Here is a 12,829-nt window from a genome sequence, read left to right on the forward strand (position 1 = left end):
CTCCGTATCTGATGTTCAAAGCTGCGAAAGCAGGACTAACGAGAAAGCCGCGATGATCCACATCGCCGGCTTGATCTCACGCGCGCGCCCGGTCGCCGACTTCAGCACGACGAACGCGAGAAAGCCGTACGCGACGCCGTCGGTGATCGAGTACGTCAGCGGGATCAGGATCATCGCGAGGAACGCGGGAATGGCTTCGTCGAAGCGATGCCATTCGATCTTCGTGATCGCTTCCATCATGAACACGCCGACGAGCACGAGCGCGGGCGCGGTCGCGATCGCCGGCACGAGCGACAGGAGCGGCGAAAGGAACAGGAACGGCAGGAAGCACAATCCGGCGACGACCGCGACGAGACCCGTGCGTCCGCCCGCCGAAATGCCCGCCGCCGATTCGATGTACGCGTTCGCCGGGCTCGTGCCGAGCGGCGCGGAAATGAGCGCGGAGAAGGAGTCGACCATCATCGACTGGCGGATGTTGCGGGGATTGCCGTCCTTGTCGTAGAGCTTGCCGGCTTCCGAAATCGCCATGAAGGTGGACAGCGCGTCGAAGAACGACGTGAACAGCATCACGAAGATGAACGGCCAGTAGATGACCTTCAGCGAGCCCATCAGATCGAGCTGCCCGACCGCCGAAAAGTCCGGCGCGGCGAAGAGGCCGTTCCAGTTGACGAGCGTTTTCGTGGCGATGGCGGCGGGCCAGTACGCGGTGCCGTCGCCGTAGAAGCGGCCGATCGGAATCGCGATGATCGTCGTGAACACGATGCCGAGCATCAGCGCGCCCGTGACCTTGCGCGCGACGAGAATCGTCGTGACGGCGAGGCCGATCAGAAACGTGACGACCACCGGATTGAGCGACGCCGAATGCACGATCGTCACCGGATCGCCGACGACGAACTTCGCGTTCACGAGCCCGATCAGGCTGATGAAGAGTCCGATACCGCACGAGACCGCGTGCCGCAGATTCGCGGGAATCGCATCGACGACGAGCTTGCGCGCGTTGAACGCCGCGAGAATCGCGAAGATCACGCCGGACCAGAACACGCAGCCGAGCGCGGTCTGCCACGGCATCTTGCCGCCGTGAACCATGACGAACGCAAAAAGCGCGTTCATGCCCATGCCGGGCGCGACGAGCACCGGATTGCGCGCATACAGGCCCATCGCGCAGCTGCCAAGAAAGCTGACGATGACCGTGGCGGTGAGCGCCGCCGGAAACGGCACGCCCGCCGCCGACAAAATGCCCGGATTGACGACGATGATGTACATCGCCGTGAGGAACGTCGTGATGCCCGCGACGATTTCCGTCTTCGTGCGCGAGCCGGCCGCGCGAATGCCGAAGAATCGTTCGAGCGCGGTGCTGTCTTGTTGTGTTGTTGCGGTTGTTTCCATCGTGCTTGCTTACTGCTTCCAGTGCTGATCCAGGCGCGCGACCATCGCGTCGCGTTCTTCTTCGGTGACGAACGAGGCTTCGAGGCTGTTTTTCAGCAGCGTGTAGACCTCGTGATCGGTGAGCTTCAACGCATCGACGATCGCGAAGTAATTCGCGTTGACGTAGCCGCCGAAGTACGCCGGATCGTCGGAATTGATCATCACCGCGACGCCCTGATCGAGCAGATCCTTCAGCGTGTGCTTCGTCATGTCGTCGAACACGCAGAGCTTGATGTTCGAGAGCGGGCACACCGTCAATGCGATGCGCGCATCGGCGAGACGCGCGACGAGCGCCGCGTCCTCGATGCTGCGCACGCCGTGATCGACGCGATCCACTTTCAGCAGATCGAGCGCTTCGTAGACATACGACGGCGGTCCTTCTTCCCCCGCATGCGCGACGAGCTTCAGACCGCGTTCGCGCGCTTTCGCGAACACACGCTCGAATTTCGACGGCGGATGGCCGCGTTCCGACGAATCCAGCCCGACGCCGATCAGCCGATGCGCGTACTTGTCGAACAGCGGCAACGCGCTGTCGAAGGTGGCGAGCGCGTCGTCTTCGGACAGATGGCGCAGGAAGCAGAGAATCAGCTTGCTCGACAAGCCGCGCTTTTCGCCTTCCGCGAGCGCGGCGTCGATGCCCGCGACGACCGTTTCGATCGGCACGCCGCGTTCCGTGTGCGTTTGCGGATCGAAGAAGATTTCCGCATGCACGACGTGATCCGCGAGTGCGCGTTCGACGTAGGCCATCGTCATGTCGTAGAAATCCTGCTCCGTGAGCAGCACGCTCGCGCCCGCATAGTAGATGTCGAGAAACGACTGCAAGTCGGTGAACGCGTAAGCCGCGCGAAGCGCATCGATCGAGTCGTACGCGAGCTTCACGTTATTGCGCTTCGCGAGCGCGAAGATCACTTCCGGCTCTAGCGACCCTTCGATATGGATATGCAACTCGGCTTTCGGCGCGTGCGCAATCTTGTCGGCGAGTGTGGGATTCATTTGGGCTTTTGAGTTTTGGGGCTACAAGTTCGCCTGTGGGTCAGGCGGTCTGTTGCGACGACGCATGGCTCGAAGCGTTGGCTTCGACCGCCTGCAGCAGTTGGGCTGCCGCTGCAACGGCGATCACTTCGGGCGCTTTGTCGACGATGCCGTCGATGCCGATCGGACACACCATCCGCGCGATGCGCGCCGGGTCGATGCCGCGCGCCGCGAGCCGATGCTCGAACTGCTTCTTCTTCGTGAACGAGCCGATCATGCCGAAGAACGCAAAGTCGCCGCGCCGCAGGATGCATTCGGCCAGCGCGAGATCCACCGTGTGGTTGTGCGTCATCACGATGAAGTACGCGTTGGGCGGCGCATTATCGACAGCTTCGTCGGGCGCGTCGGTCGGCTCGATCGTCACGTTATCGGGCACGAACTGCGGTGCGGGAAATGCCGCATCGCGCTCGTCCACCCAGGTCACGTGACACGGCAGCGTCGCGAGCACGCGCACGAGCGCCGCCCCGACATGGCCCGCGCCGAACAGCACGACCTGAAAGTCGTTCGGCGCGATGGTCTCGGTCAAAAGCGCGCCGCGCTCGTCGAAACCGGCGCCGTCCCACAGCAGGCAGTCGGCGTCGGTCGCGCCCGGTTCGGGATCGGAGAGCATCACCGCATCGCGAAGCTCGGGATCCGGCGCGAAGGAAACGCTGCGCACGGTCGATAAACCTTGCGCGGTGCGCTTGCCGAGCGTCGTCACCCAGTTCAGATCCGCGACGTCGAGCCGCTCGAATGCGAGCACGACGGCGCCGCCGCAGCACTGGCCGAGGCTCGGGCCGAGCGCGAAACGCTCGAGTCTGCGCATGCGCGGGCTGCGCATGCCGTCCTTCAGCACTTGCCGTGCGGTTTCGATGGCCTTCCATTCCAGATGGCCGCCGCCGATCGTGTAGCGCGCGTCCTCGCGGGTGACGATCATCTTCGTGCCCGGCTCGCGCGGCGCGGAGCCTTCGACACGCGCGACCGTCACGAGCACGACGGCGTCGCCGTGCGCGAGCAGGTGTTGCAGGTCGTTCAGCCAAACTTGCATCGAGTGAGCTCCGGAAGTGATCGGGTTTGTGCGGGGTTTGCGCGGATTTGCGTCGTCGCAGACGCTAGTTTACCGGGCGATGGACATCCCATCGGCCAGCGAGAGAAAAGCGGGAAAAGCGCGCACACGCAAACGCGTGCGAGCGCATAGGAATAGGGCGCAGAGCCGAAGGGAAGCGGATGGTTTGCGTTGTCATGATTCAGGAAGACATTGCGGACCGGGCGCGCGTTACGCGGTTTCCGTTCGTTTCATGCGTTACCGTGAAAAAAACCGGTTGCCTTTGAGCGAAGCGGACTGCGCGCACGTAGATCGCCATCCAGACACGACCTTAACACCGCAATATCTCAAAAACATCGCGGCAGACGTATCAAGATTATGCGGATGCGCTGATGCGGGAAAGAGAAAGCGCGCAAAGCGCGATGAAGCGGGGAAGGACGGGCGGCGCGGACGGCCGCCCGGAACACATTACCGGACGGTCGAGCGCAGTTTGCGCTTGAATCGCAGGCTGGCCGCGACGAGCACGAAGATCAGCGCGAACGCGATCAGCGACCACTGCGGCAGCGAGAGTCCGAGGATCGGCGGATACGGCGTTTCGCACAGACCGGCGACCTTGAACACTTGCGGCAGCCAGCTTGCGGGCGGCAGGCCGTCGACGATCGGTTGCAGCGCGTCGAAGCCGCAACTGAAGCCGGGATGCGACTGCACATAGACGTGGCGAATCGCGGTGATGAGACCGCCGAGCGCCGAAATCGCGACCAGCGTCTCTAAAAGCGCGATGCCGCGCCAGTTGCGGAATGCCGCGCCGAGAAACGCGAAGATCGCGATCAGCACGAAGAAATAGCGCTGGATGATGCAAAGCGGGCAGGGATCTTCGTTATGGAAGAACTGCAGATACAGCGCACCGCCGACGAGACCGAGACTGACCAAACCGAGCAGCACGAGCAGGCGGCGCTCGCGGCGCATCACCCGGTCGTCGTGATGCATCGTGAAGTGATGTAAAGAGTTGTTCATTATTTCGCAACGATTCGAGAAGGAAGCACCTGAGTTGCGTGGGGATCGCGGGGAATTCTAGCGCGAACGCCCGGTGCGCAAAATCAGCCGCGACGATTGGCCGAGTTTCCCGGCCCGCTCAGCGCGTCGTTTCCAGCACCGCTTCGACCGCCCGTCCGATCGACAGCAACGTGTCGTCGGAGTTCGGCGCGCCCGCGAGCATCAGGCCGACGGGCGCCTCGCCGCGCGGATGGCAGGGGAGCGAGAGCGCGCAGGCATCGAGAAAATTGAACGCGGTCGGATTGCGCAGGATCAGCGCGTTGGTGCGCGTGAAGGCGTCGTCATCCGATTCGAGATCGGCGATGCGCGGCGGCAGCACCGGCACCGTCGGGCAGAGAATCGCGTCGAAACGTTGCCAGAGCGTCGTGCGCGCGGCTTCGATCATCGCGGCGCGCGCCTCGCACAAGTCGATGTAATCCGCCGCGCTCGCCGCTTCGGCGCGTTGCAGGCGCGCCAGCACGCGCGGATCGTAATCGGCGCCGCGCTCGGCCATCAGCTTGCGATGCCATGCATACGCTTCGATCGCGACGAGCGGATAGCGATTGATCTCCGGCAGACGATCGAGCGGCGCAAAGCGCACGTCTTCCACGAGCGCGCCGGCCGCCGCGAGATGATTGACGGCCGCGGCGACGGCGCTGGCGACGCTCGCCTCGACGCCATCGGTGACGTAGTTCGTCAGCACGCCGAGGCGCACGCCTTCGAGCGGGCGCGTCGCGGGCACACCGGGATCGCGCCCCGCGAGAATCCGGTCGACGAGCGCGCAGCATGCGACCGACACGCCGATCGGACCGAACGAATCGAGCGTTTTCGACAGCGGCACGCCGCCTTGCTTCGGGATGCGGCTCGCGGTCGGCTTGAAGCCGGTGAGGCCGCACAGCGCGGCCGGAATGCGGATGGAGCCGCCGGTGTCGGTGCCGAGCGCGACGGCTGCCATGCCATCGGCGACCGATGCCGCCGCGCCCGACGACGAGCCGCCCGCGATGCGCGCGTCGCCCGGCACGTTCGCGCGCCACGGCGAGCGCGGCGTGCCGTAATGCGGATTGAGCCCGAGGCCCGAGAACGCGAACTCGCTCATGTTGGTGCGCCCGACGATCACCGCGCCCGCACGGCGCAGGCGCGCGACGGTCACGGCGTCGGCGCTGGCGGGCGCGTTGTCGGCGAGCGCCTTCGAGCCGGCGCGCGTCACCTGGCCTTCGGCATCGAAGAGATCTTTGATCGACACAGGAATGCCCGCGAGCGGCGAGAGCACGGTCCCGGCGCGGCGCAGCGCGTCGTGCGCATCGGCGGCGGCGCGTGCGTGATCGGCATCGACATGCAGGAAAACGGTCGAGCCCTGGCCCGACGGGTCGGCGATCCGTTCGAGCGCCGTCTCGACGAGCGCGCGGCTCGTCGTGCGGCCGCTTTTCAGATCGGCGGCGAGTTGGGCGAGAGGGGCGAACTGCGGCGAAGTGGTCGGCATGGCGTCGGGCAGTGGCGTCGCCGTCTGCGAGAAGCCGGCAATGCCCGGCGCTTCGCATCGGCAGTGAGTGGATGGACGCCGCAGCCGAAAGCCGGGGCGTCCAAGGTGGCTGTCATTCTAAGCCACCGACGCCGATCGAACACCGCTCAGATCGTGCGCGAGAAGCGCCGCAGACTCGATTGACCCAGATAGCGGTCGAATACCGATGCGACGTTGCGCACCAGCATGCGGCCAGCGGGCAGCACGCGGATCGCGTCGCGCGAGAGATCGATGAGGCCATCGCCGGCCATCGGCGCGAGGCGCGCGAGTTCGTCGGCGAAAACGGCGGGGAATTCGATGCCGTGCGCGTTCGCGACATCGTCGAAGCGCAGGTCGCCGCCGCACATGAGACGCATGATGACGTCGCGGCGCAGTGCATCGTCGGCGGACAGGCGCACGCCGCGCGCGATGGCGAGCCGCCCCGCGTCGATTGCCGCGGCATAGTCGGCGAGTTCGCGGGCGTTCTGCGCATAGACATCGCCGATCTTGCCGATCGACGACGCGCCGATGCCGATCAGATCGCAATCCGCATGCGTGCTGTAGCCCTGGAAGTTGCGCTGGAGCGTGCCGGCTTCGAAGGCGCGCGCGAGCTCGTCGCCGGGCAGTGCGAAATGATCCATGCCGATGTACACGTAGCCCGCGTCGCTCATGCGCCCGATCACGCGCTCGAGAATCGCGAGACGCACGGCCGGTGAAGGCAGCGCGCTTTCGTCGATCTGCCGCTGCATCTTGAAGAGTGCCGGCATGTGCGCGTAGCCGAACACGGAGACGCGATCCGGTTTCAGATCGACGATCGCGTCGAGCGTGCGCGAAAAGCTTTCGACGCTCTGATGCGGCAGGCCATAGATCAGATCGACGCTCACCGACTTGAAACCGTTCGCGCGCGCGGCGTCGAGCACGGTTTCGGTCATTTCCCGCGGCTGAATGCGATTGACGGCGCGCTGCACGCGTTCGTCGAAGTCCTGCACGCCGAGGCTCAGGCGGTTGAAGCCGAGTTCGCGCAGCAACGCGATGGTTTGCGCCGACGCCTCGCGCGGATCGACTTCGATCGAATATTCCGCGCGCTCGTCGGAAACGAGATTGAAGTGCTCGCGCGTCGCGGACATCAGCTCGGCCATCTCGTCGTGCGAGAGGAAAGTCGGCGTGCCGCCGCCCCAGTGAAGCTGCGTCACCGGGCGCGACGTATCGAAAAGCGCTGCTTGCAGCGCCAGCTCGCGCTTCATGCGATCGAGGTACGGGCGAGCGTGCGCGCGATTCTTCGTCGCGACCTTGGTGCAGCCGCAGTAGAAGCAGACGGTGTCGCAGAACGGAATGTGGAAGTAGAGCGAGAGATCGGCGTTCGCGTTGGACTGGCTCGCGGCTTCGCGATAGTGCGCGGCGTCGAAGGAATCGGTGAACTGGACGGCGGTCGGATAGGACGTGTAGCGCGGACCGTGCGCGTCGTAGCGCGCGAGCAGGTCGGGGCGAAAGAGCGGGGCGGCGGGAGTCATGGCGGACCTCGGGGGGAACGTCCGAGTGTAGTCGGACGATGCGCGCGAACATTGCGTGATAAGGTCGCAGCCCAATGGCAGCATTTGACGAACCGCAAAGAAGAGGCATGAGAAAATGCCGGTTCTCTTTGCGCTGTTCAGTCACGCCATGTCGATCGATTCTTCGCCCCATGCCTGCCGCGAGGGCTGCGGCGCCTGTTGCATCGCGCCGTCCATCTCGAGTCCGATTCCGGGGATGCCGGATGGCAAGCGCGCGGGCGAACGCTGCGTTCAATTGGGCGACGATCTGCGCTGCAGGATTTTCGGCGATCCGCGCAGGCCGGCGTGCTGCGGCGGATTGCAGCCTTCGCACGAGATGTGCGGCGAGACGCGCGAATATGCGCTGACGTGGATCGAGCGGCTCGAAACAGCGACGCAGCCGACGCAACTGTCGTGACGATCGACAGTCCAATCCGCGGACCGCGCCGAAGACGGCGCAGATTCGAAGAAGAACACTGGAGGATCAAGCATGACGGAACCCGTCGCGCCGCTGCGGCGCCGGTTCGTGCGGGCAGGGCTGATGGCGCTGCCCGCGCTCGCACTCGCATCGAAGGCCCACGCGGCCTCGAACTCGATATTCCCCTTCATTCCGGATCACTACACATTCTCGACGCAGCAGGTGCAAGCCGCCGTCGCGCGCAAGTTCCCGCTGCAACGCACGGCTTCGCAGATATTCGACGTCGTCCTGAGCAATCCCGTCGTCGGGATGGCGCCGGATCGCAATCGCGTGACCGTGCGCGTCGATGCGCGACTTTCGACGCCGTTCATGCCGAATCCCGTGATCGGCGCGTTCACGCTCTCGACGCAGCTCGGCTACGATGCGCCGAGCCGTTCGGTCATTCTCGTGTCGCCGTCCGTCGACGATGCGCAGTTCACGGGCGATGCCGCGCAATATAACCAGCAGATCGCGTCGGTCGGCGCGCAACTCGCGGCGCAATTGCTCGACCGCTATCCGATCCACACCTTCAAGCCCGAGGAGCTCCAGTTCGCCGGGGTGTCTTACGAACCCGGTACAATCACAGTCCTTACAAACGGCATACGTGTGCAGATTGTCGAGAAGTGAATCGAAATCGCTGCGCAATGTGCATCAAAACCTACGGCTACACCGCGAACAAGGGCTGACGGATGGACTGGATATTGATGGTGAAGGCGCTCATCCTGGGCGTCGTGGAGGGCTTGACCGAATTTCTGCCGGTCTCGAGCACGGGGCATCTGATCGTGGCGGGCAGCTTGCTGAATTTCACCGACGCGCAATCGAAAACCTTCGACGTCGTCATCCAGTTCGGCGCGATTCTCGCGATTTGCTGGGAATACCGCGCGAAGATCGGCTCCGTCGTCGCCGGCCTGCCCGCACGCTCCGACGCGCGGCGCTTCACGCTCAACGTCATCATCGCGACGATTCCGGCCATCGCGCTCGGTCTCCTGCTCGAAAAGCACATCAAGGCGGTGCTGTTCTCGCCGGTGCCGGTGTCGGTCGCGCTGATCGTCGGCGGCATCGTCATTCTCTGGGCGGAGTCGCGCCAGCGCGAGCGGGGCGTCATCACGCGCGTGCATTCCGTCGACGATCTTTCCTATGGGGATGCCTTCAAGGTCGGCCTCGCGCAATGTTTCGCGCTGATTCCGGGCACCTCGCGTTCGGGTGCGACGATCATCGGCGGCATGTTGTTCGGGCTCGAACGGCGCGTGGCGACGGAGTTCTCGTTCTTCCTCGCCATTCCGATCATCTTCGGCGCGACGCTCTACGAAATGGCCAAGTACTGGCGCACGCTGACCGTGAACGATATCGGGCTGTTCGTCATCGGGCTCGTCGCGGCTTTCGTCAGCGCGTTCGTCTGCGTGCGCTGGCTGCTGCGCTACGTCGCGTCGCACGATTTCACGGCGTTCGCGTGGTATCGCATCGGCTTCGGCTTGCTGATCCTGATCGTCGGATACAGCGGCGGATTGAGCTGGGCCGACTGATCCCGCTCTCGCCACGCAAAGGAAAACGCCACGGCTTGCCGTGGCGTTTTCCTTTCTGGGCGATGCCGTTCAGCGGCGGCGGAACATCAGATCCCAGACGCCGTGGCCGAGCCGCAGGCCGCGCCGCTCGAACTTCGTGACCGGGCGGAAATCGGGGCGCGGCGCGTAGCCGTCGGCGGTGTTTTCGAGCGCCGGTTCCGCCGACAGCACTTCGAGCATCTGCTCGGCATAGTTCTGCCAGTCGGTCGCCAGATGGATATAGCCGCCCGGCTTCATGCGCGACACGAGCAGCGCGACGAACTTCGGCTGAATCAGGCGGCGCTTGTGATGGCGCGCCTTGTGCCACGGATCCGGAAAGTAGATGTGCACGCCGTCGAGACTGTCGGGCGCGATCATGTGTTCGAGCACTTCCACGGCGTCGTGCTGGAGGATGCGGATATTGCCGAGCCCTTGCTCGCCGATCAGCTTCAGCAGCGCGCCGACGCCCGGCTCGTGCACTTCGACGCCGATGAAGTCATCGCCCGGACGCGCGGCCGCGATTTCCGCCGTCGTCGCGCCCATGCCGAAACCGATTTCGAGCACGCGCGGCGCGTGGCGGCCGAAGTGCGCGTCCCAGTCGGCGAGCTGCGGCGTGTAGGGCACGACGTAGCGCGGGCCGAGATCGTCGATCGCGCGCTGCTGGCCCGGCGATACGCGCCCCGCGCGCGTGACGAAGCTGCGGATGCGCCGATGCCGCAGCGTGGCGTTTTCGTTGACGTCGGACGGGTGCGTGCCGTTGTCGTCGGCTTCGTCTTGGGGATCGTGGCTCATGAGGCGATGCTGGAACGGATGCGCGAAACTAAAAAGCCGCCCAAACGTGACTTGGGGCGGCTTTCGCTGGGATTCTGGAGCGGGCGATGGGAATCGAACCCACGTCTGTAGCTTGGGAAGCTACGGTAATAGCCATTATACGACGCCCGCATGAGCCGGCTATTGTAAGCGCAACGCGTCCCGAGGCGCAATTGCGCGCGGGTTTCAGATGCCGAAGAGCGTCATCGAGACGGCGACGCGCGTCACGACCATCAGCAGCACCTGGACGATCACGAAGAGCAGAATCGGCGAAAGATCGATGCCACCGAGTCGCGGCAGGATGCGCCGCAGCGGATCGAGAAACGGCGCGGTGATCTGATACAGCAGCGGCATCGCCGGCGACTGCGGATTGAGCCACGACAGGAGCGCCATCAGGATCGTCACCCAGATAATCAGGTTCAGCGCCCATTTGACGACGGTCAGCAACGCGACGAGCAGAAGGGTCGGCGCCATGAGCGTGGGATCGACGCCCGCGAGCACGACCATCAGCGTCACGTAGACAGCCGAGGCGATGAACGCCGCGACGATGCTCGCCCAGTCGATCTTCCCGCCGGGAAGAATCTTGCGCAGCGGCAGCACGAGCCAGTTGGTCGCCTGCATCACGGCGTTCGACACGGGGTTGTAGGGCGGCATCCGCACGACCTGGATCCATGCGCGCAGCAGGAGCGCCGCGCCGAACAGGGTGAAAAGGGTGTTGAGCAGAAAACGGGCGATATCGCCGAACATCTCGGGTCCTCTAGGATGCGTGCGCAGTGTTGCGACGTGCGCCGGGTCGGGTTAAGCGAAAGGTGAAGGGAGACGAAAGGCGCTAGCGGGCGCAGAGCCGCCCGCGAGTGATGTCTGGATGGCGGCCGTCCGCGCGGCGCGAATCTTGAATGCTGACCTTGATCATTGTTCGTTCTCTGGACTGAGTATCTCGTCGAAGTCATCGCGGCGCGCGGCGCATCATGCGCGTTTGCGCGCCCGTCGCACGCACGCCGTTAGACGAAGCTTCGCGTTTTTCTGTTCTCGGCGATTCGAACTCCCCGCCCAACAGGCTTGCCTGATGGGGCGCCGGACGTCACCTTAACATGGCTTTGCAGCCGCTTGGGGACGTTGTCGCACGCGCCGCGCGCGATTGGTCGGGCGATTGCGTGAAAGGTACGCGAAAGTTAATCGCAGGAGACTCATCCGCATGAAACGCCAGTGTCGGAAAACCCTAGTGTTGCCATTTTGAGACGATCGCGAAAAGCGTATTTCACGCAAAACTGGCAGGATATAAAGACGGAAAGCGAAAGGGCCGAGCGCTTCATTGGGCGGGATTGTTTCCCTTCGAATGAGTGGGCGAGAAATCAGACAGGACGAATTTTCCGGCCAAAAAGCATGCTTTTCGCTGAATGTGGTTTAACACACATCAATCGCATATCGACGTGAAGGCTTGGTTTCTTTGCGTACATTGAGGAACGAACAGGGCGCTCGATACTAAAAGAGAAGACGATTTCAGCGGGAGCGCAGGCGCGGCGGGATGCGGCCGGCTCTCCCATCAAGGTTTCATTCGCTACGTTCGGAGGTTGCCGTGAGCATTTTCTCTTATAGAAAGCATCTGCGATTTTTGAGCCAAGCCCAACGGCGCCGCTGGTGGGATCAGAAAAAGCGACTGACGCCTCGCGTCGTTATCGGCGCGGCTTATGTGCCGCCGAACGTCACGCGTGAATTCGCTTACGTCAAAGTGGGTTGAACGACGCTTCGAGCTTTTAAGAATCTCGCGCATTACATGAGAAGCCCCGGCGGACGCATTGTCCGTCGGGGCTTTCCCGTTCTTTTGTAAATAGACGTTACGCCGTTTTTTAACTTATGGCGTATATCGAGTCGAGCCACCGCGCGCAGGTCCGCCGAACGGTCGATCGGAGCCTGTTTGCGGCCATCGCCCGGCTTTCGGTCTCCTGGCAGCGTTAAGCATCTTGCAATTTGCAACAAATGACTCCGCCGACCGATCTGCTTTTTCGATAAATTCGACTCATACCGTCGCTCGTGAGCCGCCTGGACCGGCCATCATGCGTAGCGGCGAGGAGAACGAAAGTGAAAAAGCTCGGTGGTTTGTTGGTCGCTGGTGCGCTCGGCGTGGGATTCGTCGGTGCAGCGCAGGCGCATGTATCGGTGGGCGTGGGTATCGGGGTGCCGGCTTACCCGGTGTACGCCGCGCCGCCGGCTCCTGTCTATGTCGCGCCGCCGCAGCCCGTTTATGTGGCGCCGCCGCCTGTCATGTATGCGCCGCCGCCCGCGGTGGTTTATGGCGGCTACGGCGGCTATGGTTACTACGGCCGTCCGTATTACCGGCATCACGGTTACTACCGTCACGGACCGGGCTACTGGCGCCGCTGATCGGCCCGAACGGCTTATTCCGAAGGCGATGCATGCATGCATCGCCTTCTGCGTTTACGGGCCGATTTCTGGATTTTTGCGACGGAACTGGGACAATGA

12 protein-coding genes and 1 tRNA gene are annotated in these 12,829 nt (G+C 63.8%); 4 read left to right on the top strand and 9 right to left on the bottom strand.

The genetic code is table 11. From position 1 onward, the window contains the following. Positions 1 to 15: 15 nt before the first annotated feature. From NCR93_RS03965 to hemN, 6 genes are all read right to left on the bottom strand, one after another. Positions 16 to 1,386 (bottom strand): NCS2 family permease, encoded by a 1,371-nt coding sequence (locus tag NCR93_RS03965; protein WP_175981778.1) that lies wholly within the window; start codon positions 1,384 to 1,386, stop codon positions 16 to 18. Between the two features lie 9 nt (positions 1,387 to 1,395). Beyond that, positions 1,396 to 2,418 carry an adenosine deaminase gene (locus NCR93_RS03970; protein WP_175981780.1) on the bottom strand — a complete coding sequence of 341 codons (1,023 nt, stop codon included), beginning with the start codon at positions 2,416 to 2,418 and terminating at the stop codon, positions 1,396 to 1,398. Between the two features lie 40 nt (positions 2,419 to 2,458). After that, positions 2,459 to 3,484 (bottom strand): xanthine dehydrogenase accessory protein XdhC, encoded by a 1,026-nt coding sequence (gene xdhC / locus NCR93_RS03975; RefSeq protein WP_008350887.1) that lies wholly within the window; start codon positions 3,482 to 3,484, stop codon positions 2,459 to 2,461. 465 nt (positions 3,485 to 3,949) lie between these two features. Beyond that, positions 3,950 to 4,468, bottom strand: coding sequence for a disulfide bond formation protein B (locus NCR93_RS03980; protein ID WP_175981897.1), 519 nt, complete (start codon positions 4,466 to 4,468; stop codon positions 3,950 to 3,952). A 145-nt stretch (positions 4,469 to 4,613) separates the two neighbouring features. Then, a complete protein-coding gene (locus NCR93_RS03985; protein ID WP_250532174.1) occupies positions 4,614 to 5,993 on the bottom strand; it encodes an amidase in 1,380 nt (459 codons plus the stop codon). Positions 5,994 to 6,139: 146 nt separating this feature from the next. Continuing rightward, entirely contained in the window at positions 6,140 to 7,522 is a 1,383-nt protein-coding gene (hemN, locus tag NCR93_RS03990; RefSeq protein WP_250532175.1) for an oxygen-independent coproporphyrinogen III oxidase, read from the bottom strand. A 148-nt stretch (positions 7,523 to 7,670) separates the two neighbouring features. On the opposite strand from hemN, the gene NCR93_RS03995 reads away from it, so the two are divergent. The 3 genes from NCR93_RS03995 (at position 7,671) to NCR93_RS04005 (ending at position 9,520) form a co-directional block, all read left to right on the top strand. Then, complete coding sequence (locus tag NCR93_RS03995; protein WP_033536695.1) at positions 7,671 to 7,958, top strand: YkgJ family cysteine cluster protein; 288 nt, start codon at positions 7,671 to 7,673, stop codon at positions 7,956 to 7,958. Between the two features lie 72 nt (positions 7,959 to 8,030). Beyond that, the gene (locus NCR93_RS04000) at positions 8,031 to 8,624 is read left to right on the top strand and encodes a DUF1439 domain-containing protein (RefSeq protein WP_008350882.1); all 594 of its coding nucleotides are present in this window, start codon (positions 8,031 to 8,033) and stop codon (positions 8,622 to 8,624) included. A gap of 62 nt (positions 8,625 to 8,686) precedes the next feature. Next, positions 8,687 to 9,520, top strand: coding sequence for an undecaprenyl-diphosphate phosphatase (locus NCR93_RS04005; protein WP_175981786.1), 834 nt, complete (start codon positions 8,687 to 8,689; stop codon positions 9,518 to 9,520). Positions 9,521 to 9,589: 69 nt separating this feature from the next. On the opposite strand, the gene trmB is transcribed toward NCR93_RS04005, so the two are convergent. From trmB to NCR93_RS04020, 3 genes are all read right to left on the bottom strand, one after another. Further along, positions 9,590 to 10,330 (bottom strand): tRNA (guanosine(46)-N7)-methyltransferase TrmB, encoded by a 741-nt coding sequence (trmB, locus tag NCR93_RS04010; RefSeq protein WP_008350880.1) that lies wholly within the window; start codon positions 10,328 to 10,330, stop codon positions 9,590 to 9,592. Positions 10,331 to 10,405: 75 nt separating this feature from the next. Next, positions 10,406 to 10,480 (bottom strand) — tRNA-Gly (locus tag NCR93_RS04015). A gap of 54 nt (positions 10,481 to 10,534) precedes the next feature. Further along, complete coding sequence (locus NCR93_RS04020) at positions 10,535 to 11,095, bottom strand: YggT family protein (protein ID WP_008350879.1); 561 nt, start codon at positions 11,093 to 11,095, stop codon at positions 10,535 to 10,537. 1,332 nt (positions 11,096 to 12,427) lie between these two features. Here NCR93_RS04020 and NCR93_RS04025 point away from each other — a divergent pair. After that, positions 12,428 to 12,730 carry a hypothetical protein gene (locus NCR93_RS04025; protein WP_034471336.1) on the top strand — a complete coding sequence of 101 codons (303 nt, stop codon included), beginning with the start codon at positions 12,428 to 12,430 and terminating at the stop codon, positions 12,728 to 12,730. Positions 12,731 to 12,829 lie beyond the last annotated feature (99 nt).

Origin of the sequence: Caballeronia sp. ATUFL_F1_KS39, assembly GCF_023630985.1 — a bacterium.
Taxonomy (GTDB): Bacteria; Pseudomonadota; Gammaproteobacteria; order Burkholderiales; family Burkholderiaceae; genus Caballeronia; species Caballeronia zhejiangensis.